Source organism: Amycolatopsis sp. PS_44_ISF1 (genome assembly GCF_032335455.1).
Classification (GTDB): Bacteria; Actinomycetota; Actinomycetes; order Mycobacteriales; family Pseudonocardiaceae; genus Amycolatopsis.
Map to the genome: position 1 here is coordinate 2355653 of NZ_JANUXO010000001.1, position 25067 is coordinate 2380719.

At 71.2% G+C, this 25067-nt stretch carries 25 protein-coding genes and 1 tRNA gene; 14 read left to right on the plus strand and 12 right to left on the minus strand.

Features of this window, described 5'->3' with window-relative positions:
* The first annotated feature begins 2 nt into the window (after nt 1-2).
* Both NYF13_RS10790 and NYF13_RS10795 read left to right on the plus strand, forming a co-directional pair.
* Nucleotides 3-1004 carry an ABC transporter ATP-binding protein gene (locus NYF13_RS10790; RefSeq protein ID WP_315656047.1) on the plus strand — a complete coding sequence of 334 codons (1002 nt, stop codon included), beginning with the start codon at nt 3-5 and terminating at the stop codon, nt 1002-1004.
* Nucleotides 997-1995: a dipeptide ABC transporter ATP-binding protein gene (locus NYF13_RS10795; RefSeq protein ID WP_315656048.1), complete on the plus strand. Its 999-nt coding sequence runs from the start codon at nt 997-999 to the stop codon at nt 1993-1995. The genes NYF13_RS10790 and NYF13_RS10795 overlap by 8 nt, the downstream gene beginning before the upstream one ends.
* A gap of 57 nt (nt 1996-2052) precedes the next feature.
* On the opposite strand, the gene NYF13_RS10800 is transcribed toward NYF13_RS10795, so the two are convergent.
* On the minus strand, nt 2053-3549 hold the full coding sequence (locus NYF13_RS10800; RefSeq protein WP_315656050.1) for a S10 family serine carboxypeptidase-like protein: 1497 nt from the start codon (nt 3547-3549) through the stop codon (nt 2053-2055).
* A gap of 287 nt (nt 3550-3836) precedes the next feature.
* On the opposite strand from NYF13_RS10800, the gene NYF13_RS10805 reads away from it, so the two are divergent.
* From NYF13_RS10805 to NYF13_RS10815, 3 genes are all read left to right on the plus strand, one after another.
* Complete coding sequence (locus NYF13_RS10805) at nt 3837-5165, plus strand: NAD(P)/FAD-dependent oxidoreductase (RefSeq protein WP_315656052.1); 1329 nt, start codon at nt 3837-3839, stop codon at nt 5163-5165.
* A gap of 89 nt (nt 5166-5254) precedes the next feature.
* Nucleotides 5255-5331, plus strand: a tRNA-Leu gene (locus tag NYF13_RS10810).
* A 322-nt stretch (nt 5332-5653) separates the two neighbouring features.
* On the plus strand, nt 5654-6058 hold the full coding sequence (locus tag NYF13_RS10815) for a hypothetical protein (RefSeq protein ID WP_315656053.1): 405 nt from the start codon (nt 5654-5656) through the stop codon (nt 6056-6058).
* 128 nt (nt 6059-6186) lie between these two features.
* Here the strand turns inward: NYF13_RS10815 and NYF13_RS10820 are convergent, their stop codons facing one another.
* Nucleotides 6187-7614, minus strand: a complete 1428-nt coding sequence (locus NYF13_RS10820; RefSeq protein WP_315656054.1) for an FAD-dependent monooxygenase — start codon at nt 7612-7614, stop codon at nt 6187-6189.
* 84 nt (nt 7615-7698) lie between these two features.
* Between NYF13_RS10820 and NYF13_RS10825 the strand changes: the two genes are divergently transcribed.
* The gene (locus NYF13_RS10825) at nt 7699-8304 is read left to right on the plus strand and encodes a TetR family transcriptional regulator (protein WP_315656055.1); all 606 of its coding nucleotides are present in this window, start codon (nt 7699-7701) and stop codon (nt 8302-8304) included.
* 49 nt (nt 8305-8353) lie between these two features.
* Here the strand turns inward: NYF13_RS10825 and NYF13_RS10830 are convergent, their stop codons facing one another.
* From NYF13_RS10830 to NYF13_RS10840, 3 genes are read right to left on the minus strand one after another with little or no spacing between them, the layout of a single operon-like run.
* Entirely contained in the window at nt 8354-9109 is a 756-nt protein-coding gene (locus NYF13_RS10830) for an SDR family NAD(P)-dependent oxidoreductase (protein WP_315656056.1), read from the minus strand.
* Nucleotides 9110-9141: 32 nt separating this feature from the next.
* Nucleotides 9142-10134, minus strand: a complete 993-nt coding sequence (locus NYF13_RS10835) for an LLM class flavin-dependent oxidoreductase (protein ID WP_315656057.1) — start codon at nt 10132-10134, stop codon at nt 9142-9144.
* A gap of 31 nt (nt 10135-10165) precedes the next feature.
* Complete coding sequence (locus NYF13_RS10840; protein WP_315656058.1) at nt 10166-11698, minus strand: long-chain fatty acid--CoA ligase; 1533 nt, start codon at nt 11696-11698, stop codon at nt 10166-10168.
* Nucleotides 11699-11960: 262 nt separating this feature from the next.
* On the opposite strand from NYF13_RS10840, the gene NYF13_RS10845 reads away from it, so the two are divergent.
* Nucleotides 11961-13745: a glycoside hydrolase family 76 protein gene (locus NYF13_RS10845; protein WP_315656059.1), complete on the plus strand. Its 1785-nt coding sequence runs from the start codon at nt 11961-11963 to the stop codon at nt 13743-13745.
* Nucleotides 13746-13771: 26 nt separating this feature from the next.
* On the opposite strand, the gene NYF13_RS10850 is transcribed toward NYF13_RS10845, so the two are convergent.
* Complete coding sequence (locus NYF13_RS10850) at nt 13772-14359, minus strand: TetR family transcriptional regulator (RefSeq protein WP_315656060.1); 588 nt, start codon at nt 14357-14359, stop codon at nt 13772-13774.
* 136 nt (nt 14360-14495) lie between these two features.
* Here NYF13_RS10850 and NYF13_RS10855 point away from each other — a divergent pair, with 136 nt between their 5' ends.
* Nucleotides 14496-15374: a cyclase family protein gene (locus NYF13_RS10855; RefSeq protein ID WP_315656061.1), complete on the plus strand. Its 879-nt coding sequence runs from the start codon at nt 14496-14498 to the stop codon at nt 15372-15374.
* 18 nt (nt 15375-15392) lie between these two features.
* Nucleotides 15393-16280, plus strand: coding sequence for an aldo/keto reductase (locus NYF13_RS10860; protein ID WP_315656062.1), 888 nt, complete (start codon nt 15393-15395; stop codon nt 16278-16280).
* A 9-nt stretch (nt 16281-16289) separates the two neighbouring features.
* Here the strand turns inward: NYF13_RS10860 and NYF13_RS10865 are convergent, their stop codons facing one another.
* Complete coding sequence (locus NYF13_RS10865; protein WP_315656064.1) at nt 16290-16655, minus strand: helix-turn-helix domain-containing protein; 366 nt, start codon at nt 16653-16655, stop codon at nt 16290-16292.
* A 138-nt stretch (nt 16656-16793) separates the two neighbouring features.
* Here NYF13_RS10865 and NYF13_RS10870 point away from each other — a divergent pair, with 138 nt between their 5' ends.
* Entirely contained in the window at nt 16794-17519 is a 726-nt protein-coding gene (locus NYF13_RS10870; RefSeq protein WP_315656065.1) for an alpha/beta hydrolase, read from the plus strand.
* Here NYF13_RS10870 and NYF13_RS10875 read toward each other — a convergent pair.
* Entirely contained in the window at nt 17509-18048 is a 540-nt protein-coding gene (locus tag NYF13_RS10875; protein ID WP_315656066.1) for a TetR family transcriptional regulator, read from the minus strand. The genes NYF13_RS10870 and NYF13_RS10875 overlap by 11 nt on opposite strands.
* Before the next feature lie 69 nt (nt 18049-18117).
* On the opposite strand from NYF13_RS10875, the gene NYF13_RS10880 reads away from it, so the two are divergent.
* Nucleotides 18118-19119, plus strand: coding sequence for an amidohydrolase family protein (locus NYF13_RS10880; RefSeq protein WP_315656068.1), 1002 nt, complete (start codon nt 18118-18120; stop codon nt 19117-19119).
* On the plus strand, nt 19116-19799 hold the full coding sequence (locus NYF13_RS10885; RefSeq protein WP_315656069.1) for an SDR family NAD(P)-dependent oxidoreductase: 684 nt from the start codon (nt 19116-19118) through the stop codon (nt 19797-19799). Before NYF13_RS10880 ends, NYF13_RS10885 begins: the two co-directional genes overlap by 4 nt.
* A gap of 32 nt (nt 19800-19831) precedes the next feature.
* On the opposite strand, the gene NYF13_RS10890 is transcribed toward NYF13_RS10885, so the two are convergent.
* Both NYF13_RS10890 and NYF13_RS10895 read right to left on the minus strand, forming a co-directional pair.
* The gene (locus NYF13_RS10890; protein ID WP_315656070.1) at nt 19832-20938 is read right to left on the minus strand and encodes an NAD(P)/FAD-dependent oxidoreductase; all 1107 of its coding nucleotides are present in this window, start codon (nt 20936-20938) and stop codon (nt 19832-19834) included.
* A gap of 146 nt (nt 20939-21084) precedes the next feature.
* Nucleotides 21085-21675, minus strand: a complete 591-nt coding sequence (locus NYF13_RS10895; RefSeq protein WP_315656071.1) for a class I SAM-dependent methyltransferase — start codon at nt 21673-21675, stop codon at nt 21085-21087.
* Nucleotides 21676-21732: 57 nt separating this feature from the next.
* Here NYF13_RS10895 and NYF13_RS10900 point away from each other — a divergent pair, with 57 nt between their 5' ends.
* A complete protein-coding gene (locus tag NYF13_RS10900) occupies nt 21733-22377 on the plus strand; it encodes an XRE family transcriptional regulator (protein WP_315656073.1) in 645 nt (214 codons plus the stop codon).
* 18 nt (nt 22378-22395) lie between these two features.
* Here the strand turns inward: NYF13_RS10900 and NYF13_RS10905 are convergent, their stop codons facing one another.
* Nucleotides 22396-22959, minus strand: coding sequence for a carbonic anhydrase (locus NYF13_RS10905; protein ID WP_315656074.1), 564 nt, complete (start codon nt 22957-22959; stop codon nt 22396-22398).
* Between the two features lie 52 nt (nt 22960-23011).
* Nucleotides 23012-23728: an alpha/beta hydrolase gene (locus tag NYF13_RS10910; RefSeq protein WP_315656075.1), complete on the minus strand. Its 717-nt coding sequence runs from the start codon at nt 23726-23728 to the stop codon at nt 23012-23014.
* A 99-nt stretch (nt 23729-23827) separates the two neighbouring features.
* On the opposite strand from NYF13_RS10910, the gene NYF13_RS10915 reads away from it, so the two are divergent.
* Nucleotides 23828-24796 (plus strand): helix-turn-helix domain-containing protein, encoded by a 969-nt coding sequence (locus NYF13_RS10915; RefSeq protein WP_315656076.1) that lies wholly within the window; start codon nt 23828-23830, stop codon nt 24794-24796.
* Nucleotides 24797-25067: the final 271 nt, after the last annotated feature.

The following is a 25067-nucleotide window of genomic DNA, read 5'->3' on the forward strand; positions in this document are numbered from 1 at the left end:
CGATGTCCGAAACAGAGAACGAGCTGCTGCTCGAGGTCGAAGACCTGCACGTCGAGTTCCGCACCTCCGACGGGGTGGCCAACGTGCTCAACGGCGTCAGCTACTCCGTGCACGCCGGGGAGACACTGGCCGTGCTCGGCGAATCCGGCTCCGGCAAGAGCGTCACCGCGCAGACGGTGATGGGCATCCTCGACGTACCGCCCGGCGTGATCACCGGCGGCGCGATCCGCTACCGCGGCGAGGACCTGCTCACGGCCACCGAACAGCGGCGGCGCGAGCTGCGCGGCGCGGAGATCGCGATGATCTTCCAGGACGCGCTCTCGGCGCTGAACCCGGTGTTCACCGTCGGGTTCCAGATCGAGGAGCAGCTGCGCGTCCGGCAGGGGATGTCCAAGAAGGACGCCCGCAAGCGCGCGATCGAACTGCTCGACACCGTCCGCATCCCGGCGGCGCAGCGGCGGGTCAAGGACTACCCGCACCAGTTCTCCGGCGGGATGCGCCAGCGCGCGATGATCGCCATGTCGCTGGCGCTGGACCCGGACCTGCTGATCGCCGACGAGCCGACCACCGCGCTGGACGTCACCGTGCAGGCCCAGATCATGGACCTGCTGGCCGAGATCCAGCGGGAACGGCGGATGGGGCTGATCCTGATCACCCACGACCTCGGCGTCGTCGCGGAGACGGCGGACCGGATCGCGGTGATGTACGCCGGCCGCATCGTGGAGCAGGCCGACGTGCGCGAGCTGTTCCGCTCGCCGGGCCACCCCTACACCGCGGCCCTGATGGACTCCCTGCCCCGGCTCGACCTGAAGGGCCAGACGCTGGAGACGATCAAGGGGCTGCCGCCGAGCCTGCTCGACATCCCGCCGGGCTGCCCGTTCCACCCGCGCTGCCGGCGGGCCGAGCAGCGCTGCACGGACGAGCGCCCGGTCTTGCACAGCCTCGGTTTCGGCCGGGTCAGTGCGTGTCACTTCGCCGAAGAGGTGGTGGAAAGCCGTGGTTGAGCCGATTCTCAGCGTCCACGAGCTGGTGAAGCACTTCCCGGTGCGCCAGGGAGTGCTGTTCAAGCGCACGATCGGCCAGGTGAAGGCGGTCGACGGCGTCTCGTTCGACCTGATGCCGGGCGAGACGCTCGGTGTGGTCGGCGAGTCCGGCTGCGGCAAGTCCACCCTCGCGCAGGTGCTGATGCGGCTGGAGGAGCCGACCTCGGGGACGGCCACCTTCGAGGGCAAGGACCTGTTCTCGGTGCGCGGCGCAGAGCTGCGGCGGTTGCGGCGCGAGATCCAGATCGTGCTGCAGGACCCGTACACCTCGCTGAACCCGCGGATGACCGTCGGCGACATCGTCGGCGAGCCGTTCGAGATCCACGCCGAGGTGGCGCCCAAGGGCTCGCGGGCGCAGAAGGTGCGGGAGCTGCTGGAGGTGGTCGGGCTCAACCCCGAGCACCTGAACCGCTACCCGCACCAGTTCTCCGGCGGCCAGCGCCAGCGCATCGGCATCGCGCGGGCGCTGGCCCTGCGGCCGAAGGTGATCATCTGCGACGAGCCGGTGTCCGCCTTGGACGTTTCGATCCAGGCCCAGGTGATGAACCTGCTCGGCGAACTGCAGACCGAGTTCGGGCTGTCCTACGTCTTCATCGCGCACGACCTGTCCGTGGTCCGCCACCTCTCCACCCGGGTCGCGGTGATGTACCTGGGAAAGATCGTCGAGGTCGGCACCGAGGACGAGATCTACGAGCGGCCTTCGCACCCGTACACGCAGGCGTTGCTTTCGGCCGTGCCGGTGCCGGACCCGCAGGTGCGCGGGCAGCGGCAGGTCATCCGGCTGGAGGGCGACGTGCCCAGCCCGCTGGACCCGCCTTCGGGTTGCCGGTTCCGCACGCGCTGCTGGAAGGCCCAGGACGTGTGCGCGACCGAGGTGCCGGAGCTGGTCACGCGCACCGACGGGCACCTTTCGGCCTGCCACTTCGCCGAAGCCCGCTCAGTCGTGCCCTGACCTTCCCGACGCCCGGGGCCGTCCGCTCCACTGAGCGGACGGCCCCGGGCTCGTCGGTCAGCGGTTCGAAGCCTGCTTCACGAAGTCGGCGAGGTCCTTCGACTGCTGCCGCCGCGTCGGCTCGTGGACGTACATCATGTGGCCCGACGGGTAGTAGGCCGTGTCGATGTTGTCGCGCAGCTCCTCGGGGATCTGGAGCTGGGCCAGCACGTGCTCGGAGGCGAAGTACGCCGTCGCGCCGTCGTAGTGGCCGAACGCGACGTGGATCTTCAGGTGCGGGTTGGCCCGCATCGCCGCGCTGACCGAGTCCACAACGGACACCGAACGGCCCTCGAACTCCTGGTACGACCAGGCCCGGAACGTCTCGCCGGACAGGATCTCGTACGGCAGGTCGTTCTGGTAGCCCAGCTCGGCGCGGACGTAGTGGTTGAACGCCGCCGCGTAGGCGCCGATGACGCGCGAGATCGACGGGTCGTCGCTCATGTGCTCACGACCGCCGTCGACCTCCCAGGTGGTGAAGCGCCCGTCCATCCGGCCGACGGTCAGGCCGCGGTCGCGCAGCAGCTCGGTGAAGAAGCGCACGTGCTCGATCCGCAGGTTGACCCGATCCACGTAGGACTCGCTCAGCCCGGTCAGCGAGGCCAGCGTGGCCACGGTCTCGGCCCGGTCCTGAGTGGACAGCCGGGCTCCGCGCGCGAGCGCCCACGGCAGCTCCTTCGCCGCGAAGTCCTCGGCGTCGGCCAGCACGTCGTCGAGCGGGCGGTCGCCGTGCAGGCCGTGGTAGTGCGCGATGGCGGCGTAGGTCGGCACGAACAGCGAGTACGGCAGGTCGTTGCCCTCGTCGAAGCGCAGCGTGCCCAGGTCCAGCACGGACGAGATGAGCAGCAGGCCGTTGAGGTAGAGGCCGTAGCGCTCCTGCAGGTGCCCGGCCAGCCCGGCCGCGCGCAGCGTGCCGTACGACTCGCCGGCCAGGAACTTCGGCGACAGCCAGCGCTCGTGGCGCGAGACCCACAGCCGGATGATCTCGGCGACCGACGCGATGTCGCCCTTGAAGCCCAGGTAGTCCTTCGCCTCCCCGCCGTCCACGGCGCGGGAGTAGCCGGTGGTGACCGGGTCGATGAACACCAGGTCGCTGTGCGCCAGCAGGCTTTCGGGGTTGTCCTCGAGACCGTAGGGCGGGGGCACGAGGTCGTCGACGTCGCCGGAGAGCACCCGCCGCGGGCCGAGCAGGCCCAGGTGCAGCCAGATGCTGGACGAGCCGGGGCCGCCGTTGAAGGCGAAGGTCACCGGCCGCGTGCCCGGATCGGCGTCGTCGAGGGTGTAGGTGGTGAGGAAGACCTCGGCCTTGGGCTTGTGACCGGCGGACTTGCCGTCCTTGACGACCTCCTCGCGCAGCACCACCCGCCCGGTCTGCGCGGTGTAGGCGAGTTCGCGCTCCTGGACCTTGAGGATGTGATGGGTGGTGACGAGGTCGTCGACCGGTTCCGGGGCGGGGTCGGCGGCCGCCGGCTTCTCGGTCTTGTCTTCGGGCTCTGCGGGGGTGGTGTCGGACATGCCCCCAACCTAGCCGCCGAGCGGGGCAATGGTGAGCAGATGCACTGGTCGGAATGGGTTTTCCGGACGGGCGTTCCCGCGGGCCGGGCGCCGCGGGGTGCGCAGGCGTTTCGGAGGGGAAGGGGGTCCGGGCGCGGTGTGTGAGTCACGCCATGGTGGGTGGTGTTTTCCCCGCCGCGGCGACCGTTGCGAGGGCCATCTGAATCGTTTCGGCCTGCGTGGCGACGCTGGTCACAGCGGGACGGGGTACCCGAGCGGTACCGGCTTGGAGGTGGGACTATGGGAGCATGGCTGCTGCGAAGTCGGAACCGACTCGGATCCTGGTCCTGGGTGGTGGATACGTCGGCCTGTACACCGCGTACGGGCTTCAGAAGATGCTGCGCGCCAACGAGGCCTCCGTGACCGTCGTTGACCCCCAGCCGCACATGACCTACGCCCCGTTCCTGCCCGAGGCGGCGGCGGGCGCGATCGAGCCGCGGCACGTGGTCGTGCCGCTGCGCCGCGTGCTCAAGCGGTGCCACGTGCTCACCGCACGGGTGACCAAGATCGAGAACGACCGCAAGTCCGTCACGGTCGAGGCCGCCGACGGCCACGTCGAGGCGCTCAAGTACGACGTGCTCGTGGTCGCGCTCGGCGCTGTGGCGCGCATCCTCCCGATCCCGGGCCTGGTGGAGCAGGGCATCGCCTTCAAGACCATCGGCGAGGCCATCTACCTGCGCAACCACATCATGACCAAGCTCGACGAGGCGGCCAGCACCCTCGACCCCGAGCTGCGCAAGCGCCTGCTGACCTTCACCGTGGTGGGCGGCGGCTTCGCCGGCATCGAGGCGCTGGCCGAGCTCGAGGACATGACCCGGTTCGCGGTGGAGAACTACTACCCGAACATCAAGCCGGCCGACATCCGCTGGGTGCTCGTCGAGGCCGCCGGGCGGATCCTGCCCGAGGTCCGCGAGACCCTGGGCGTGTACACCGTGCAGCAGCTGGAGAAGCGCGGTATCGAGGTCTACCTCTCGACCGCCGCGAAATCGTTCGAAAACGGTCACGTGGTGCTCTCGGACGGCACCGAGTTCGACACCGAGACCCTCATCTGGACCGCCGGGGTGAAGGCCAACCCGGTGCTCGCCGACTCGGACCTGCCCCTGGACAAGCGCGGCCGGCTCGAAGCCACCGCCGGCCTGCAGGTCGTCGGTCACCCGGACGTGTGGACCGCGGGCGACAACGCCGCCGTGCCGGACCTGTCCCGCACCGAGCAGGACCCGACGGCCACCTGCCCGCCGAACGCCCAGCACGCGGTCCGCCAGGCCCGGGTCCTGGCCAAGAACATCATCCGCGTGATCCGCGGCGGCGAGCCGAAGGACTACTACCACAAGAACCTCGGCGCGGTCGCCAGCCTCGGCCTGCACAAGGGCGTCGCCGACGCGCTGAACCTCAAGATCAAGGGCTTCCCGGCCTGGCTGTTCCACCGCGCCTACCACCTCAAGGCGATGCCGACCTGGAACCGCAAGACCCGCATCCTCTTCGACTGGATGCTGGGCGGCCTGTTCCGCCGCGAGGTCATCTCCCTCGGGCAGATCAACAACCCGAAGGAAGAGTTCGACCGCGTGTCGAAGGGCTGAGCCCCCTCCCGCCGCCGTCCAGCCGGGCCACCGCGTTCCTCACGGTGGCCCGGCTTTTCCGTTCCGGCGCGAAGGCTAAGGTGTGCGGTGCCCCCGTAGCCCAACCGGCAGAGGCAGTCGACTTAAACTCGACCCAGTGCGGGTTCGAACCCCGTCGGGGGCACCACTCAGGCCATCATCGTGGTGACGTTCATCGCTTCGGCGGCGGGGAACGACGTCACCCATCCCGTGGACTTCGGCAAGAAGCGCATCGCATGGGGACGACTGGTCGAATCACCCGGGCCGGGCCTCTGGCCTGTTCATCGGCGGCGAGGTTCAGAAGGCGCCCGAGTAGGAGAGAACCGACCAGGGTGCATCGCTGAAGACCTCCGATCTGGCCCGCTGAGCCGAATCCCGCCGAAGACGGGGTTCGCATCGATCCGCAAGGCAATCCGGTGACCAGGAAGAGCCTGGGAAACCACACACCGATCACCTCGGACCACCAGCACATGACGAACTACACCGACTTCCCCGACCTCGCCAGCGTCTACCTCGAGGACAGCTTCGTCCTCGCTATCGACGAGACACCCACCACGCTGTCCTACCGGCTGGAAGCCGTGCTGACCCAGGCACACCCGCGCTATCACGAGCCACCACCGGATGAAGCGCACTGCTACGCGGACGCCGTGCTGACCATCGCCGACATCACGAAGACCGAATGGATCACGCGGTCGGCTCAACCATTCCGTGACGCCACCGGGGAAGAAGACCTCGGCAATATCGACCGGCTCCAGCGGCACGGCGATCACTACGAGATCGCCGGGGACTGGGGTCACGTCCGGGTCTACTCGACGGCGGAACCTCGGCTTATTTTCGCGGCAGAGAACACGAACACGCCGAACGCGCACGGTTGACTCGGCCGTTTGATCGAACTCGCCTCAGCACGGGACCAGGAGGTGTCAGTGATCCACTCGCGCACGGTGGGCCGTACCGCCGGTCCAACGATGCCCGGATGCCTTCGGGGTGAAGCGAGTTCTCCGGCCTATCCGAGTGCGCTGACGGTGTCGATCGGCGGGATCGGGCCGGTGCCGCGCCAGCCCAGGTGACCGTCGGGGCGGATCAGGATGCGTTCGCCCGGGGTGGGTTCGTAGGTTCGGCGTAGGTGGCCCTCGGGGTCGAGGGTGGTGGCGTCGAGGGTTTGGACGCCCTGGGCGGAGGCGGCGGAGGCTGCGGGGGTGCCGAAGGACAGGATGGTCCAGTCGGCTTGGCGGCGCAGCAGGAACAGGGTGGTGTCGCCGAGCTGGGCGTCCGGGGCGCGGTCGCCTGGTTGCAGGCCGGGGGCGTCGGGGGTGGTGCGGTAGCTGAGGTCCAGTTGCAGGCCCTGGCGGGCCAGGGCGGCCGGGCGGTCGGCGTAGGTGCCGGGGCCGGATTCGAAGATCGGGCGGGACAGTTCGCGGGAGAGGCCGATGACGGCCGCGGCGACCGGTTTGCGCTCGGTCTCGTAGGTGTCCAGCAGGGCGGGCTCGGCGCCGTCCAGCACCGCGGCGAGCTTCCAGCTCAGGTTGACCGCGTCCTGGACGCCGGTGTTCAGGCCCTGGCCGCCGGTGGGGGAGTGCACGTGGGCGGCGTCGCCGGCCAGGAAGGACCGGCCGGCGCGATAGCGGTCCACCATCCGGATGTTGAGCCGCCAGGTCGAGGACCAGCCGATGTGGCGCAGGCGGGCGCGCGGGCAGACGCTGTCGACCGCGGCGCGCAGCGTCGGCTCGTCGGCCTGGGCGCCGGGGTCGGGGCAGCGCAGGCCCAGGGCCCAGGTCGGGCTCGCGGGCAGCGGGCAGAGGGAGAGAAAACCGCCGCCCTCGCGGTCGAACATGTGCCAGTGGTCGCGGTCCAGGCCGTCCAGCTCGACCTCGGCCAGCAGCATCCGGACCTCGTCGTGGGTTTCGCCCTGGAAACCGATTCCAAGCGCCTTCCGGACGGTGCTCGACGCGCCGTCGGCGCCGACGAGGTAACGCGAGCGCAGCCGCCGCCCACCTTCGAGCACGGCGGTGGCCGCGTCCTCGTCCTGCTCCACGGTGACGACGCGCGCGTTCTGCTCGACCGTGACGCCGAGTTCGGCCAGCCGCTCGCGCAGGACCTGTGTCGTCCGCCACTGGGGGATGATCAGCGGACGGGCGAACGGCCGGTCGGGCGTCGGTTCCAGACCGGGGTGGAGGTCTCGGACCCGGGTGGAGCCATCGACCGCGTACTGGCGGAACGGGAGCCGGGACGTGCCCAGCGCCACCAGCCGGTCGGTGACCCCGAGCGGGTCGAGCACCTCCAGGGTCCGCGGCTGGATGCCGTTCCCGCGCGGGCCGGGGAACGCCCCCGGCGCGCCGTCCAGCACCCGCACCCGGCGGCCCCGCCGGGCCAGTTCGCCCGCCAGCACCAAACCGGTCGGGCCTGCTCCCACGATGGTGACCTCGGTGTCCATGGCCACCACCGTAGCAGCAAAATGGGACTCAGTATCAAATAATACCGAGTCGCATTCGATTGGCCGGTGTGCCACACTCCGCGGGTGGATTCCCTGCGCGAACGCAAGAAGGCCCGCACTCGCGCCGAGTTGCAGCGGCACGCGCTGCGCCTGTTCGCCGAGCGTGGTTACGAGGCGACGACCGTGGAAGACATCGCGGGGGCGGCCGAGGTCGCTCGCAGCACGTTCTTCCGGTACTTCGCGACCAAGGAGGACGTCGTCCTGTTCGACGAGGTCGACCCGCTGTTCGAGCGGGCCCTCGCCGCGGTTCCGGCGGGCACCCCGTTCCTGGTCGCGCTGACCGGGGCGATCCGCGCCACTTTCGCCGGGCTGGACGAGCAGCAGCGCGCCCAGGAAGAGGTGCGGATACGGCTCGTGCGCACCGTGCCCGAGATCGCTGCGGCCGCGCGGGCGCGAGGTGCCGGCGATGTCGAGCAGACCTCGAAGCTGGTGGCCTCCGCGCTCGGGCGCGGTCCGGAGGAAATCGAGGTCGTGGCCCTCGCCGGAGTGCTGACCGGCGCCCTCTTCGCCGCGCAGGCCCTGGTCACGCGCGATCCTGGGCGGAGCTACGTGGACACCGTGCTGGAGATCCTCGAGCGGCTCAAGGGCGGGATCCCGCTGTTCGACGCGCCCATCGTCGCCCCCTCGTGACCGACGCAGCGGCGCCGGCGGGCCCAGGAGCACCCGCCGGCGCCGTGGTTCACACCAGGGAGGCCGACAAGCCGCCGTCGAGGACGTAGTGGCTGCCGGTGATCCAGGTGGCGCGGTCGGAGGCCAGGAAGGCGACCACCTCGGCGATGTCCTGCGGGGTGCCGAGCCGGCCCTGCTTGGCGGCGACCAGGTCGCCGAAAGGGACCTGAGTGGCGGCTTCGAAGTCGGGGACCAGGCGCTCCACCATCGCGGTGTCGGCGAAGCCCGGGCAGACCGCGTTGACCCGGATCCCGGCCGGGCGCATCTCCACCGCGGCCACCCGGGTCAACTGGATGACCGCCGCCTTCGTCGCGCAGTACGAGCCCAGCAGCGGACTGCCGCCCACGCCGGCGATCGACGAGATGTTGACGATGTTGCCCCGGGATTCGACCAGGTGCGGGGTCGCGGCCTTCATCGCCACGAACGTGCCGCGCACGTTGACCGCGAAGATCTTGTCGAAGCTTTCGGTGGACTGCTGAAGCAGCGGCGAGGAGACCTCGATCCCGGCGTTGTTGACCAGCACGTCGAGTCCGCCCAGGAGGTCGACCGCCTGCTGGATCGCGGTCTGCACCTGGGCTTCGTCCGTGACGTCGCAGTTGGCGACGCCGGCCGCGCCGATCTCCGCGGCCGTCTGCCCGGCCGAGCCGGGGTCGAGGTCGCTGACCACGACGCGCGCGCCGCGTTCGACGAACAGCGCCGCTATGGCCTGGCCGATCCCGGCACCGGACCCGGTGACGAAGACCCGCTTTCCTTCGAGCTCGGACATACTCGTTCCTCTCACTTCGCGGTGGGGCCGGCTCACCTGGCGTCGAGTTCGGGCAGGATCTCCTGTTTGAGCCGCTTCAGGTCGTCCAGCGTCTTCGACACCGGCACGTCGGCGAACGGCGGCCAGAGGAAGGGCATGGTCAGCCCGGCTTCCTGGTACCGCTTGAGCTGGTCGGTGATCTGCCGCTGCGAGCCGACGAGCAGGTTGGTGCCCTTGCCCGCCGGGGACTGGTCCACGTCCACCGGGGTGATGACGAACCAGATCATGCTGCTGATCTCCAGTTCGTCGACCGTGCGCGCGGTGTCGAGCCGGCCGAGCTCGCCCTGGATCTCGGTGCGCCAGCGCTTGATGTCCTCGGGCGAGTCCTGGATGCCGATCCAGCCCGACAGCCCGTACTGGGCGATGCGGCCGGCCGAGCGCTTCGGGTCCTTGAGCCCGCTGAAGAAGATCGGCGGGTGCGGCTTCTGCACCGGCTTCGCGCCGAACCCGGCCGGCTCGAAGTCGGCGAACTCGCCGTGGTACTCGAAGACCTCGTTGGTCCAGATGCCCTGCATGATCTCGATGGTTTCGCGCACGTGCTTGTGCCGCTTGGGGAAGATGTGCGCGGCGCTGGCGGCGGCGAACTCCTCCGGCATCCAGCCGGAGCCGACGGCGACGTTGAGCCGTCCGCCCGAGAGGTGGTCGATGGTGGCCAGCTCCGCGGCGAGCACGCCGGGCGAACGGTAGGGCGTGTCGATGATGCTCATGCCGATCCGGACCTTGGCGGTCTTCGCGGCGAGCCACGGGAGCAGGGGCATGCCCTGCAGGAACTCGCCCCGCGAGCTCACCGGCAGCTGCTTGCCCATTTCGTCCAGCATCCCGAAGGGGTACTGCATCTCCCCCCGGTCCGAGGACTCCGGGACGATGATCCGGTCGAGGGTCCAGACGGAGTCGAAGTCGAGGTCTTCGGCGAGGGCGGTGAGCTCGGCGAGCTCCGCCACCGTCACCTTGTCCCGGAAGTTCGGCAGGTAGAGCGCGAGTTTCATGGTGGTACAGCCTCCTTGCTGCGGTTTTTGCTCAGCGGCCGGCGAGGGTGGAGCGGATGTCCGCCTTGAGGACCTTGCCGAGGGTGGAGCGGGGGAGCTCGGGCCAGACCTCGACCTGCTTGGGCGCTTTGACACTGCCGATGCGCGCCTTGACGAACGCGATCAGCTCGGCCGGGTCCAGTCCGGCGCCGGGCCGGAGCTGGACGACCGCGGTCACGCGCTCGCCCCACTTGGCGTCGGGCAGGCCGATCACCGCGCAGTCGCGGACGGCGTCGTGGGCCATCACCGCCTGCTCGACCTCGGCCGAGTAGACGTTGAACCCGCCGGTGATGACCATGTCCTTGGCGCGGTCGACGAGGTGGAGGTACCCCTCTTCGTCGAGGAAGCCGATGTCGCCGGTGTGGTGCCAGCCGTGGGCCGAAGCCTCCGCCGTGGCCTCGGGGTCGCGGTAGTACCCGGCCATCACCAATGGGCCGCGCACGCAGATCTCGCCGCGATCGCCCCGGGGCACCGGCTCGCCGTTCTCCCCGAGGATCCCGACTTCGACCAGCGGTGACGGCCGGCCGGCAGAGGACAGGCGTCCGGTGTGGACTGTCCCATCCGGACGGCGGTGCTCGGCCGGTGCCATCGTCGAGATCATCATCGGGGCCTCGGACTGGCCGAACAGCTGCGCCATCGGGCCGATGCGGTCGAGGGCCTCGGCCAGCCGGGCGGTGGACATCGGGGCGGCGCCGTACCAGAAGCACTGCAGGGAGGACAGGTCCGTGGTGTCCAGCGCTTCGTGGTCGAGCACCAGGTAGATCAGCGTCGGCGGCAGGAAGGTGTGGGTGACCCGGTGGCGCTCGATCAGCTCCAGGAACCGGCCGGCGTCGGGCTCGGCCATGATCACGATCTCGCCGCCGCGGGCGAGGATCGGGAAGCACAGGACGCCGGCCGCGTGGGTCAGCGGGGCCTGGGCCAGGTACACCGGGCGGCCGTCGAACGGGTAGCTCATCAGCGTGATCGCCGACATGACCTCCAGGTTGCGGCCGGTGAGCATGACGCCCTTGGGGCGCCCCGTGGTGCCGCCGGTGCCGACCAGCGCGACGACGTCGCCGGGCGGCGCGGCTTCGGCGGCGGGGTCGTCGCGGGCGGCGTCGAGCCAGTCTTCGAAGCCCGGCGCCGTTTCGTCGCCTGCACCGAGCCGGACGAGCGTGGTCAGCTTCGGCAACTGCGGCGCGATCCGGCCGACCAGCTCGTCGAAGCCCGGCTGGAAGATCAAGGTGGTGCAGTCGAAGAGGTCGAGCAGCTCCGCGTTTTCCCCGGCCGCGTTGCGCGGGTTGATCGGGCACCACACCGCCCCCGCCCGGGCGATGCCGAAGACGCAGGCGAACGCGGTCGGGTCGTTGGCCGAGAGGATGCCGACCTTGGTGCCGGGCTCGACGCCCGAGCGTCGCAGCGCCCGGGCGACCCGCTCAGCGAGCGCGCGGACTTCGCCGTAGGACAGCGAAACCCCGCCGAAGGTCAGGCAGGGCGCCATCGGGTCCAGGGACGCGCCCTTTTCGAGGTAGAAGAACAGAGACACCGTCGTCCCTTCGAGACCTCCGCCGGTGGTATCGGCGGTTGGTCCCGACCCTGGCCGCCGTTTGGACGATTGTCAAGATTTTCTTGGACGATTGGTCAGAAAACTGATCCCTGCCGTGATCCGCGCAGCGGTGGCCGAAGACCCGGTCCGGAGGTTGGGACAAGCGTGTGAACCCTTGTCCGGAACGAGCCAGAACCGGGTGGAAGCCCCCGCTGCGCGCCTTATCGTGAGAGGCGACTCCGGCGCGTGGAGAGGGATGTCGATGCGGACATTGCTCGTGCTCCTGCTCGTCCTCGGCGGCCTGACCCCCGGTCCCGTCGCGGCCGCGGCGGCGGACGCGGTGTGCGTGACCTCGTGCGACACCCTGGATCCCTCCCGGGCCGCGCACGAGAGCTTTCCCCTTCCCGACCTGGTGATCAACGGCCGCGTGCTGCGGCTGCACGCCTCCGACCCGGACGACATGGCCTGGGCGAGCATCGACGACGCGAACCCGGGTGACGCCGTGTGGCTCGACCGGTCCTGGGACGGCGGCGCGACCTGGGACGGGTTGCTGGGCCGGGCGACCGTGCCCGGCACCTGGACCGGCACGCGCACGCTGATGTACAACCTCACCGATCCCGCGCACCACCGCCGCGGGCTGCTCCGGGCCTGCGGGGACGCCCACGGGGTCGGCTGCACGGCGTGGATCTACCCGGCCGTCTGCGACACCGCGTGCGACGGGACCGCGCCGGGCACCGGGGACAGCCAGCCGGTCGCGCCGGCCACCCTGTCCGGCCGCACCATCCGGCTGCACTTCGACGGCCGCGGCCTGGGCTGGGCCGGGATCGAGACCGGCGGGGCCGGGGACGAGGTCTGGCTCGACCGGTCCTGGGACGCCGGTTCGAGCTGGCCGGACGGCTCCTCGCTGGGCCGCACCAGCGTCGCTTCGGGGGCGGCCGGAACGCACACCACGGCGTTCGCCACCAGGGATCCGCGCGGCCGGCTGTACGGCGGGTCTGTGCGCGCGTGTGGCCGGGAAGCCGCCCATTCGGAGGGCAGTTGCACCGCCTGGGCCCGCCCGGTGACCACCCGCGCCGCCGCCGCGGCCGACGCGCTGATGTGGTCCTACGAGCCCGCCACGGCGTGGTGGCCGTCGAGCTGGTGGAACTCGGCCGTCGCGGTCACGGCCATGGCCGACGCGGGTGGCGCCGACCCCGAGCTGGCCCGCGTCTTCGACGTCAACCGGGTCGCATTTCCGGCCGGGGCGAGGAGCTCCGACCCGATCGACGGCCACTTCACCAGCCGCGCGATCGACGACACCGAGTGGTGGGGCCTGGCCTGGATCGCCGTCTACGACCGCACGCACGACCAGCGCTACCTCACCGAGGCGACGACCATCGCGGACTACGTGAACGGGTTCTGGGACACCGGGACCTGCGGCGGCGGGGTCTGGTGGGACCGGGAGCGGACGTACAAGAACGCCGTCTCCACCGGGCTGTACCTGCGGCTGGCCGCGTCGCTGCACCGGCGCATCGCCGGGGACGCGGTGTGGGGGCAGCGGGCGAAGACCGCCGGCGACTGGTACCTCGGCAGCGGGCTGATCAACGCTTCCGGCTTGGTGAACGACGGGCTCACGAGTTCGTGCGCGAACAACGGGCAGACCGTGTGGACGTACAACCAGGGCCTCGGCCTCGGCGGACTGGTCGAGCTGTGGCGGGCCACCGGTCAGACGTCCTATTTGGACGCTGCCCGGCGGCTGGGCGACGCGGCGATGACCGGGCTCACCTCGGGCGGGGTGCTCGCCGAATCCTGCGACACCGGCTCGAACTCCTGCGACGACAACCAGAAGCAGTTCAAGGGCATCTTCATGCGCTACTTCGGCGACCTGGCCGACGCCACCGGCTCGGCCCCCTACCGCGCCTTCGCGCAGAAGCAGGCCGACACGCTGTGGGCGGGTGATCGGGACGCGCAGAACCGCATCGGGCAGCGCTGGGCCGGGAGCACGCCGAACGTGACGGACTGGCGGACCCAGGCGTCCGGTCTGGAGGCGGTGCTCGCGGCGGGCTGACCGGCTCGGCCGGACTCGCCGCCCGGCTACCGTGCGCGCAGGCCGTCGAGGATCAGCGCGATCACCGCTTCGGACTCCGCCTTGATCTCCGGAGCGCGCCATTCCGCGGCGTGGATCGGGCTGTGGAACTGCACGGTGGCGTCGAAGACGGCCCGGGCGCGCACTTCGGCGTCACCGCCGGTGAATTCGCCGCGGGTGATGCCGTCGGCCACGATGGCCCGGATCTCGGTGAGCAGGGCGGTGACGTGGGCGGAGGACACGGCACTGTGCTCCGTGGCCAGCACGCGGAAGGTTTCGAACAGCTCCGGGTCTTCCTGCGCTTTCGCCCACTTCGCGGCGAACATGGTGGTGAGCAGGCTGTGCAACCGCTCGGCCGCGGGCAGTCCGGAGTCCGGGAGCAACGCGGTGAAGTCCTGGCGCGAGCGCTCGAGCCAGCCTCGGATCACCGCCTCGCGCAGGGCGGCCTTCGACGGGAAGTGCCGGTACACGCTCCCGTGGCTCACACCGAGGGATCGCGCGACGTCGAGCACCGTGGCCTTCTCCGGGCCGTGGCGGCGCAGCACTTCTTCGGTGGCCGAGACGATCGTGTCCGGGTCGAGCGGCTCTCGGGGCATGGGCCTCTCCCTGGGGCTGACTGGTCCACCATCGAACGTACGGTGACGGAGTGACAAAGGTCAAACTCTGTCATTTCGTACCGGTTGTAGTGACAGATGTTGAAATCTGTCAGTTGATCGTTGTAAGTTGGCGGTCGTGGAGAGCGCAGGTGAAGACGGGCGGACCGGGAACTGGGGCCGCTGGGGCGAGGACGACGAACGGGGCACGCTAAACCTGATCACCGCCGAGGTCCGGGCCCGGGCGGCGGCCGAGGTCCACAGTGGACGCTTCGTTTCACTGGGCCTGCCGGTCCGGCCCTCGCCCGTGCTCAGCGGGCCGTTCGCGCCGGCCGAGGGCGAGCTTTCGCCGGTCCGGCAGACGATGGTGCACACCGGGGTACCGGCCTTCGCCGACGTGATCTCGGTGACCAGCCACCATCCGCTGATGACGCACCTCGACGCGCTGAGCCACCAGGTGCTCGACGGTCGGGTCTACCCGGGCCGGCCCGCGGCTTCGGCGGCGGGCCCGGCCGGCGTGAGCCACGGCTCGACCACGGCGTTCGCCGCCGGGATCGTGACCAGGGGGGTGCTGCTCGACCTCGCCGCCGAGGGCCCGCTGCCGAGTGGGTACAGCGTCACCGGGGCCGACTTCGACGAAGCGGAGCGGCGGGCGGGCGTGCGGCTCGAACCCGGTGACGCGCTGGTCGTCCGGCTCGGCTGGTCCATGGTGCCCGACCCGTCCCGGCCGATGCCCGGCATCACCGCCGACGCGGTGCGGTGGATGCATCGCCGCGACGTCTCCCTGTACGCGGGCGACACCGGCGACGCCCATCCGGCGCTGGACCCCGCGTTCCCGGATCCGCTGCACGAAATCGGCCTCGGCCGGCTGGGCCTGCCCCTGGTCGACGGCGCCGAGCTCACCGAACTCGCCGCGGTGTGCGCCGAGCTGGGCCGGTCCGGCTTCCTGCTCGCCGTCGCACCGCCGAGGATCCACGGCCTGACCGGCGTTCCGGTCAACCCGCTCGCAGTTTTCTGAGATCGAGGAGAATCACCCATGACCACTGCTTCGTTCGCCGGCCGCGCCGTCTCGCGGATCGGCTACGGCGCGGCCCAGCTCGCCCGCCTGTCCGACCGCCGCGACGACGCGGTCTCGTTGCTGCGCCGCGCGATCGAGCTGGGGGTGGACCACGTGGACACCGCGGAGTTCTACGGTTTCGGCTTCGCGAACCAGGTGATCCGCGAGGCCGTGCGGCCCGCGGACGACGTGCTGATCGTCACCAAGGTCGGCGCCGACCCGAACCCGGACGGGCCGCTGCCGCTGCGCGTGGCGCAGCGGCCCGAGCAACTGCGGGCGAGCGTCGAGGCGAACCTGCGCGGCCTCGGACTCGACCGGCTGCCGGTGGTCAACCTCCGCCGCATCGACTCCGGCCCCGGGGTGCGTCCCGAAGCCGACCAGGTGGTGGACTTCGACGATCAGCTGGCGACGATGACCGCGCTGCGCGACGAGGGCAAGATCGGCGCCATCGGGCTCAGCTGCGTCACGCTGGACGGCTTTCGCCGGGCGCAGCCGGCGGGCATCGCCTGCGTGCAGAACGCCTACAGCCTCGTCACCCGCGGCGACGAGGACCTGCTGCGGGCGTGCTCGGCGGCGGGGGTGGCCTGGGTGCCGTTCTTCCCGCTGGGCGGCGGTTTCCCCGGGATGCCGAAGGCAGCCGACGAGCCGGTGGTGCACGAGGTGGCGGCGTCGCTGGGGCTGACGGTGGCCCAGGTCGGGCTGGCCTGGCTGCTGCACCACGACCCGGGGGTGCTGCTCATCCCCGGCACGTCCGACCGGGCGCACCTGGAGGCCAACCTGGCGGTGGGCGAGATCGTGCTGGACGCGGCGGCTCTGGCCACTTTGGACGGTGTCGAGTCCCGGTCGAACGAGGTCCTGCTCGGCTGAGGCCGCCGCTCAGGCCCCGCGGCGGCCGGTCCGCGCGTCGTACTCCTCGCGGGCCTCGTCGATGCGATCGAGGTGGGCGACGCTCCACTCCAGCAGCGGGGCGGTGGCTTCCCGGAGGCTGAGGCCCACCGGGGTCAGCTCGTAGCTCACGTGCGGCGGCATGACGTTGTGGACGGTCCGGGTCAGGATGCCGTCGCGTTCCAGGCTGCGCAGGGTGACGGTCAGCATGCGCTGGCTGATGCCCTCGATCTCGCGCTTGAGCTGGGTGAACCGAAGCGGGCCCAGCCGCAGGGTGCGGACCACCAGCAGCGACCACCGGTCCCCGACGAGGCCGAGCACGACGCGGGAGCGGCAGCCGGTGGCCTGATCGGTCATGGTTACCTCCGGGGAACCGGGGCACCGAAATGTGCCGTATTGCCCCCGGACGGACCGGAGGTCCACGATGATCGTGGTTCCCCGAGGATAGCTGGTTACTAATCGGAACCGCCACTTTCGCACGCTTCGAATCGGGAGATGGTGTTCATCGTGTCCACATTCCTGCTGGTCCACGGCGCCTGGCACGGCGGCTGGTGCTGGGAGCGGGTGATCCCGCGGCTGGAGTCGGCCGGGCACCGGGTGCTCGCGCCGTCGCTGACCGGGTACGGCGACCAGGCGCACCTGCTCGGCCCCGAGGTGGGGCTGGAGACCCACGTCGACGACGTCGTCACCCTGATCGAAACCGAGGACCTGCGCGAAGTGATCCTCGTCGGCCACAGTTACGCGGGGATGGTCATCTCCGCGGTGGTCAACCGGGTGCCGGAGCGGATCGCCCAGCTCGTCTACCTCGACGCGATGCTCCCGCGGGACGGTGAGACCGCGGTCGACGCCCAGCCCGTGTCCCAGCGGTTGATCGACCAAGCCGTCGACGGCTGGCGGATCCCGCCGATGCCGGAGCAGCCGGCCCCGTTCGGGTTGTTCGGCGTGACCGATCCGGACGACCTCGCCTGGCTGCGCGGGAAGCTGACCGACCAGCCGGTGCTCTGCCTGCGCCAGCCGGTGCGGCTGGACAACCGGGCCGCGGACGTGGTTCCGCGCACGCACATCCGCTGCGTCGGCGCGAGGCCGGCGGGCATCGTCGAGCGGCCCATTCCGGAGGTTCAGCCCAACGGCTCGCCGGCCCGGGTCTGGGAGCTGCCCACCGGTCACGACTGCATGATCACCGAGCCGGCGAAGCTCACCGAGCTGCTGCTCAAGGTGTAGGCGGACGGCGGGTCAGCCACGGCCGGACCGTTTCCTCCAGCTGGTCCTCGGAAATCTCCTTGAGCGCTTCGAGTTCGAGGAAGTGCCGCGCGATCGTCAGGCCCAGGATGCTGCTGACGGTCAGCGCGGCTTCCAGCTCGCTCTGGTGCCCGGCGCGGGCGAGGTTGGCCACCCGCTCGTCGAGGAAGTCCCGCATCACCCGCGCGGCCTCCGGCGCGGTGAGCATCGACCGCACGAGCGCGCGGGTTTCCGGCGGCAGCCCGCCCAAGCGGAGGTCGAGGACTTCGCTGAGGTGATCGGCGACGGTGTCTTCGCTGCTTTCGCGGGGCATTTGGATCGCGAGGGCGAAGAGGTCGTTCTTCGAACCGTAGTGCTGCAGGACCAGCGAGGGGTCGACCTTGGCCCGCTGCGCGATCGCGCGCACGGTCGTCCCGTCCCGGCCGTGCTCGCCGAATTCGGCCTGGGCCGCTTCGAGAATGCGCTGGGCGGTGGCGGCCCGCCGGGCCGCGCGGGTCTTCGGCTCGTCCACCCGGCTCACTTTACAGGCGTTGAGCGAACCGGTAGATTCGCTCAACAGAAGATGAGCCAAAGGGAGTCGATGAGAGTAATCGCGATCGAAGAGCACTGGACCACCGCCCGGATCGACCAGGCGCTGCGGTCGGGCGGCCACGACCCGAGTGTGGTCCTGAACGACCGCGGGGACATCCCCGAACGGCTGCTCGACCTCGGTGACGGGCGGATCGAGGCGATGGACGCGGCGGGGGTCGACGTGCAGATCGTCTCGATCGCCCCGCCGGGCGCGCACGGGCTGCCGGCCGAGGACGCGGTGGCGCTCAGCCGGGAGGCGAACGACCTGGCGGCCGAGGCGGTCGGCCGTCATCCGGACCGGCTGCGGGCGATGACCACCCTGCCGATGCCCGATCCGGACGCGGCGGTGGCCGAACTCGAACGCACCGAGGGCCTGCCCGGCCACGTCGGGCTCATGTCCTACGGCCGCAGCGGCGACCGCCCGCTGGACGATCCGGCCTACGACGAGCTGCTCGCGACCGCCGCCCGGCTCGGCCGCCCGGTGTTCGTCCACCCGCAGATCCCGCCGGACGCGGTGCGGGAGGCGTCCTACCGCGGGTTCGAGCCGGTCCTCGAACTCTCACTGGCCACTTTCGGCTGGGGCTGGCACATCGAGGCCGGGCTCGCGGCGCTGCGCCTCATCGTGGGCGGCACCTTCGACCGGCATCCGGACCTGCAGATCGTCCTGGGCCACTGGGGCGAGATGCTGCTGTTCGCGCTGGACCGCGTCGACAGCCTCTCCGGGGTCGCCACCCACCTCGAACGGCGGGTCGCGGACTACTTCGCGACCAACATCCACATCGCGACCAGCGGCATGATGGCCCCGCGGCTGCTGCGCCACGCGCTGGACTACACCGGCACCGACCGCATCCTGCTCTCCGGGGACTACCCCTTCCACCGGTGGGACGCCACGTCCGTCGGCGATTTCCTGGAGAACCTGCCGGACCCGCAGGACCGGCGGCGGATCGCGCACGCCAACGCCGAAGCACTGTACCGATTGGACACTCCCGCGAACATCGAGGAGCGAGCATGACCGTTCTCGTCATCGGCGCCTCGCGCGGCCTCGGGCACGCGCTGGCCGCGGAGTACCTCGGACGCGGCGCGCACGTCGTGGCCACCGTCCGCGGCTCCGCCCGCACGCCATTGCACGAGCTGCTGGACACCGCCGGCGGACGGCTGGAGATCGAGCAGGTGGACATCACCCGGCCCGAGCAGGTGCGGTCGCTGCGCGACCGGCTCGGCGACCGCCGGTTCGAGCTGCTGTTCGTCAACGCGGGCATCACCAACCCCCAGGAGGAAACCAGCGCGGATGTGTCCACTGAGGACTTCACCCGGCTGATGGTGACCAACGCGCTGAGCCCGCTGCGGGTGATCGAAACCCTCGGCGGACTCGTCGAACCGGACGGCACGATCGCCATCATGTCCTCGGGCCAGGGCAGCATCGCCAACAACGAGCGCGGCGGCTTCGAGGTCTACCGGGCCAGCAAGTCCGCGCTCAACCAGCTGATGCGCAGTTACGCCGCCCGCCACCGCGAAGACCGCCGGACGCTGCTGCTGATGGCCCCGGGCTGGGTCCGGACCGAACTCGGCGGCCCGGACGCGCGCCTGACCATCGGCGAGAGCATTCCCGGCCTGGTCGACACGATGGACGCCCAGCGCGGCCGCCCCGGACTGCAGTTCCTCGACTACCGCGGCGAGACCGTCGCCTGGTGAGCCGCCGGTTCTCCCGGAGCCGGGTGCCCCGCTCAGACCTCGATCAGGCCCTCGGCGGCGCCGTCGAGGGTGGTGGCGGTCTCGATCGAACGCGGGAGCATGGTCTTCTCGTAGACCCGCACGGCGTCGTCGACCGTGGCCGCGTTCGCGAGGGCGAGCGCGAGCTCCGAGGCGTCGAGCATCGCGAGGTTGACGCCGACCCCGAGCGGCGGCATGAGGTGGGCGGCGTCGCCGAGCAGGGTCACCGTCGGGTTGTGCGGCCAGCGGTGCGGGACCGGCAGGGCGAGGATCGGGCGGTCGACGTAAGGGCCCTCGTTGTCGGTGATCATCCGGCGCAGCGACGGTGACCAGGCGGCGTATTCCGCCAGCAGCAGGGCGCGGATCCCTTCGGTGTCGGCGCCGGTGAGGCCGTGGCCCTCCAGCCAGTCGAGCGGGCCGCGCCGGATCAGGTAGACGCGGATGTGGTCCCCGCTGTTGCGCTGGGCGAACAGCCCGCGCTCACCGTCGCCCACGAGGGCGCCGCCGGGTCCGACCAGCGCGGCGATTTCGGGGTGCCGGCGTTCGACGTCGGAGAACCACGCCTCCACGAAGCTCAGCCCGGTGTACCCGGGCCCGGCGGCGGAGACGGCCGGGCGCACCCGGGAGTGGGCTCCGTCGGCGCCGATGACCAGATCGGCCTCGACCGTGGTGGCGTCGGTGAAGTGCAGCCGGCGAGGACCGTCCTCCGGACCGCTGACCCGCTCCAGGGCCTGGCCCCAGCGCACGGTGCCCGGGTGCAGGGAATCGAGCAGCAGGGTCCGCAGCTGGCTGCGGTCGATCTCCGGTTTGAACAGGTCGTCGGCCTCCGGTAGCCCTCGCTCGGTGATCTCGCCGGACAGGCTGAGCTTGCGCCATTCCTGACCCTCGGGCCGGGCCAGCTCGAAGAATTCGGTGATCAGGCCGGCTTCGCGCAGGGCGAGCTGGCCGTTGTCGGCGTGCAGGTCGAGGCTGCCGCCCTGGTTGCGGGCGTCGGGGCCCGCGTCGCGGTCGTGCACGGTGACCGTGAGGCCGTGCTGCTGCAGGATGCGGGCGCAGGTCAGACCGCCGGGGCCGGCGCCGATGACGGCGATCCGGGCTTGACGGGGTGCGGGTGAGTTCATGATCGCTCCTCTCTCTGCGTTCCATAAAAGCAGACTCGGTAAAAAAGTGCAATGAGTCAACTTTGTGAGGGGAGCAACTGTTCGCTGTCTTCGGGCTCCGGCGTACGTGTCCCCCCCTCGGGGGCGCGTGCTGGAGTCCACTGTGGTCAGTTCCGGCGGTGGGCGCGCACGACCACGTCGTGCAGCGGGGCGGCCCGGCCGGGCCGGGTGCGGGTCGGCTCGTCGGCGGTGACGACCTGCCATCGGACCGGGTCCAGGCGCGCGGTGGTGGCCGCGGCCGTGGCGGTCGCCTCGGCCGGGTGGTGGCCGTGGCCCGCGCCGGGCCGGTGCCCGACGACGAGCAACGTGCCGCCGGGCGCGACCCAGCCGGCGATGCGCTGGTAGAAGTCCAGTTGCGGGATCGCCGGGTGGGCGTAGTGGGTCATCACCAGGTCGAACGGCGTGGCCGGGGTCCAGGTGGTCAGGTCGGCCCGGACCCAGTCCACCTCCGGCGCCGCCTCGGCGCACCGGGCCAGCACCCCGGCGGAGATGTCCGCGGCCGTCACGGTCCAGCCCCGGGCGGCCAGCCAGCGGGCCTCGGCGCCTTCGCCGCAGCCGGCGTCCAGCGCCGTGCCCGGCGTCAGGTCGCGGGTCTCGCGGGCCAGGTACGGATTGGGCTCCCGGATAGCGGCCCGGTGGGCCGAGTGCCAGTGGCGCTCCCAGTAGGGCCGGTCGAATTCGTGGGTCGGCTCGGGCACCGGTGTCCTCCTGGTGGTGTCGTGGTTCCGCCCCACCGTGCCCCGGGGGTGCACGCGATGGCAAAGAAACTTGCCGAATGGCAAAATGAGGGGGTGGACGAGATCATCGACCGGGCCCTCGACGCGGTCGGGCCGCGGCTCAAGCGGCTCCGCACGCAGGGCGAGATCACCCTCACGGCGCTGGCCGGGCAGACCGGTATCTCGGCCAGCACGCTGTCCCGGCTCGAAGCCGGCCTGCGCCGCCCGACCCTGGAGCAACTGCTGCCGCTGGCCCGGGCGTACGGCGTCACGCTCGACGAGCTGGTCGACGCACCGGCCACCGGCGACCCCCGGATCAACCTGCGGCCGATCGCCGGCCAGGACGGTTCGACGGTGCTGCCGCTGACCCGCCGCCCGGGCGGTGTCCAGGCCTACAAGTTCGTCCTGCCCGCCGGGTCCGGCGACCGGGAGCCCCGCCTTCGCACCCACGAGGGGCACGACTGGGTCTACGTGCTGAACGGAAGGCTGCGCCTGGTCCTCGGCGAGCACGACCTGGTCCTGGAACCGGGGGAGGCGGCGGAGTTCGACACCCGCACGCCGCACTGGTTCGGCGCCGCCGGCTCCGGGCCGGTCGAATTCCTCAGCCTGATCGGGCGGCAGGGCGAGCGGGCCCATCTGCGGGCGACTCCGTCCGGCCCCGCCGGCGAAGACCGGCGGGGCTGAACGCGGTGTGCCCGGGGGTCACCGCCCGGCCGGCACCACCGTGGTGACCAGGCCGGTCTCGACGTCGTAGACGTGCCCGGAAACCTGGACGCGGTCCGGGATGTGCGGGGCTCGGCGCACCCGTTCGACGTCCGCGGCGACGGTCTTCGCCGGGTCGAGCACGGCGACGTCGGCCAGGGTCCGCTCGTCGACGCCCATCAGCTCGGCGTAACCGCGGCGGATCGGTTCGTCGGCGAGCAGTCCCGAGCCGCAGTCGGTGTGGTGGATGACCGCGACCTCGAACCACGGGCCCTCGGGGGCCTTGGCCCCGACGAGGTAGGCGGCGTAGGCGATGTCGCCGAGCACCGACGGCGTCACGCGACCGCCGATGTTGCGCTGCACCAGCGCGTCGCCCAGGCCGATGCCGAGCACCTGCGCCGGGTCGACGCGGCAGTCGAGGCAGGTGATCAGGTACAGCTCCTGCCGGGGCAGGAACGGGAGCGCGGGCACCTCGGTCCGGGCGTCGGTCGCGGCGAACGCGCGGTTGCGGTCGAGGACCCGGTCGAGGTTGGTCGCCGGGCCGGTGACGGTGTGGTGGGACAAGGCTGGCCTTTCCAGAGGATTCAGACGGCGGGGCGTTCAGACGGCGGGGGATTCAGGCGGCGGCCGCGAGGATGAGCGCGGCGGTTTCGGCGGGGTGCGCCAGGGGGACGGCGTGGGAGGAGTCCAGCTCGACCACGGTCGAGCCGGCCCGTTCAGCCATGTCCCGCAAGGCTTCCGTGGGAATCGAGCAGTCCGCGGTCGCGACCAGCGCCCACGAGGGGAGCGTGCGCCAGGTGGCTTCACCGGTGAAGGACTCGTCGAGCGCGGCGGGGTCGATCGGGTGCTGGGCGGCGGCGAACACGGCCGCGGTGACCGGGTCCACGTCGGCGGCGTAGACCTCGGCGAAGTGCTCGGTCCGCAGGTACAGGTCGTTGCCGTCCGGGGTCTCGCGGACCAGCGTGGTGTCCGGGGTCAGCTTGCTGCCGGGCCACCGGTAGTTGAGTTCGCCGGCGGTCTCGCCCCGGTCCGGCTGGAACGCGGCGACGAAGGCGAGCGACCGCACCGCGGGAGTCAGGGCGTCGGGGTCGGAGATGACCGAGCCGCCGTAGGAGTGGGCAACCACGGTGACGGGACCCTCGATCGTGTCCAGGAAGCGGCGCAGGTGGGCGACGTCCGAGGCGAGCCCGCGCAGCGGCATCGCGGGCGCGAGGACGCGGCGGCCCCGGCGCTGCAACTCGGCGATGACGCCGTGCCAGACCGAGGCGTCGGTGAGCGCGCCGTGGACCAGCACGATCGTCGAAGGACTTTCGGGCACTGTGGATCTTGGCACTGAAAATTTCCTTTGCCGGTAGGGATTGTCCCCCGAGTCTGGCCGGGCGGAGCGTGCTCGGACAGTGGCAGGACTGCCATCCGGCGATAGGATGCTGCCATGAGCGAGCGGGCCCGTCATCGGATCGCGGTGGTGCTGCTGGAGCAGGTGCTGCCGCTGGACTTCGCCATCCCCATGCACGTCTTCGCGCGCGAGGCGCCCGAGTTCTACGACGTCACCACCGCGACGGCCGACGGCGGCCCGGTCGGGGTCGCCGGCGGGCTCAGCGTGGTCCCCGACGGTGGCCTCGAACGGCTGCGCCGGGCCGAAACGGTGATCGTCCCCGGTTACGGCGGGGCGGCGGCCGGCGGCCTGGACCGGGTGGTCCTCGACGCGTTGGCGAAGGCGGCCGGGCGGGGCGCGCGGATGGTGTCGATCTGCTCGGGCACGTTCGCCCTCGCGCAGGCGGGCTTGCTGGCGGGCCTGACCGTGACCACGCACTGGTCGCTGTGCGCCGAACTGGCCCGCCAGTACCCGGGGGTGACGGTGGACCCCGCGGCGCTGTTCGTGGACAACGGTTCCGTGCTGACTTCCGGGGGCGTGACCGCGGGGGTGGACCTGGCGCTGCACGTGCTGCGCCAGGACCTCGGCGCCTCGGTCGCCAACCACGTCGGCCGCCGGATCCTGGCGACCCCGCGCCGGGAGGGCGAGCAGGCCCAGTTCATCGAAACCCCGCCCGTCCCCCCGGGCGACGACGCGCTGGCCGCCGCCCAGCAGTGGATGCTGTCCCATTTGGACGAACCGGTCACGGTGGCCCGCATGGCCGCGCGGGCGCACCTGTCCCCGCGGCACTTCCACCGCCTGTTCCTGGAGCGGACTTCGGTGACGCCGTTGAACTGGCTGCACCAGCAGCGCATCGGCCGGACGAAGGAACTGCTGGAGACCACGACCCTGACCGTGGAGGAGATCGCGAACCGCGTCGGGCTCGGCACGCCGGCGAACCTGCGGCAGCACTTCCGGCGGGCCACCAGCTTGACGCCGGTGCGGTACCGGCAGTTGTTCCCGGGGGTGGAGGGGGCGGCTTCCTGACGGTGGCGGCTCGGCCGGGCCGCTGGTTTCCCGCGCTCGATCGGCGGCGCCGCCCTCCCCCGGGCGGGGCCGGATCCGGACATTTCCCCACCCCCGGCCGAATGGCGTCGTGGCCCCTCGGCCGAATGGCTGTAACACCGCGGTCGCTACTGGAGAAAGAACCGGTGAACACCGGTGAACCCGGCGCCGCCCGATGGGGAAATGTCCGTTCGGGTAGATCGTTTTGACCGGTCGGGCAACGGCTCAACCTGCACGAACGGACGTAGACAAG

Bases quoted from the DNA above. Each gene is read 5' to 3' on its own strand.
- NYF13_RS10790 (WP_315656047.1), top strand. From the start codon at position 3: ATGTCCGAAACAGAGAACGAGCTGCTGCTCGAGGTCGAAGACCTGCAC.
- NYF13_RS10800 (WP_315656050.1), bottom strand. From the start codon at position 3,549: ATGTCCGACACCACCCCCGCAGAGCCCGAAGACAAGACCGAGAAGCCG.
- NYF13_RS10805 (WP_315656052.1), top strand. From the start codon at position 3,837: ATGGCTGCTGCGAAGTCGGAACCGACTCGGATCCTGGTCCTGGGTGGT.
- NYF13_RS10815 (WP_315656053.1), top strand. From the start codon at position 5,654: ATGACGAACTACACCGACTTCCCCGACCTCGCCAGCGTCTACCTCGAG.
- NYF13_RS10820 (WP_315656054.1), bottom strand. From the start codon at position 7,614: ATGGACACCGAGGTCACCATCGTGGGAGCAGGCCCGACCGGTTTGGTG.
- NYF13_RS10830 (WP_315656056.1), bottom strand. From the start codon at position 9,109: ATGTCCGAGCTCGAAGGAAAGCGGGTCTTCGTCACCGGGTCCGGTGCC.
- NYF13_RS10835 (WP_315656057.1), bottom strand. From the start codon at position 10,134: ATGAAACTCGCGCTCTACCTGCCGAACTTCCGGGACAAGGTGACGGTG.
- NYF13_RS10845 (WP_315656059.1), top strand. From the start codon at position 11,961: ATGCGGACATTGCTCGTGCTCCTGCTCGTCCTCGGCGGCCTGACCCCC.
- NYF13_RS10850 (WP_315656060.1), bottom strand. From the start codon at position 14,359: ATGCCCCGAGAGCCGCTCGACCCGGACACGATCGTCTCGGCCACCGAA.
- NYF13_RS10860 (WP_315656062.1), top strand. From the start codon at position 15,393: ATGACCACTGCTTCGTTCGCCGGCCGCGCCGTCTCGCGGATCGGCTAC.
- NYF13_RS10865 (WP_315656064.1), bottom strand. From the start codon at position 16,655: ATGACCGATCAGGCCACCGGCTGCCGCTCCCGCGTCGTGCTCGGCCTC.
- NYF13_RS10870 (WP_315656065.1), top strand. From the start codon at position 16,794: ATGGTGTTCATCGTGTCCACATTCCTGCTGGTCCACGGCGCCTGGCAC.
- NYF13_RS10880 (WP_315656068.1), top strand. From the start codon at position 18,118: ATGAGAGTAATCGCGATCGAAGAGCACTGGACCACCGCCCGGATCGAC.
- NYF13_RS10885 (WP_315656069.1), top strand. From the start codon at position 19,116: ATGACCGTTCTCGTCATCGGCGCCTCGCGCGGCCTCGGGCACGCGCTG.
- NYF13_RS10890 (WP_315656070.1), bottom strand. From the start codon at position 20,938: ATGAACTCACCCGCACCCCGTCAAGCCCGGATCGCCGTCATCGGCGCC.
- NYF13_RS10900 (WP_315656073.1), top strand. From the start codon at position 21,733: ATGGCAAAGAAACTTGCCGAATGGCAAAATGAGGGGGTGGACGAGATC.
- NYF13_RS10915 (WP_315656076.1), top strand. From the start codon at position 23,828: ATGAGCGAGCGGGCCCGTCATCGGATCGCGGTGGTGCTGCTGGAGCAG.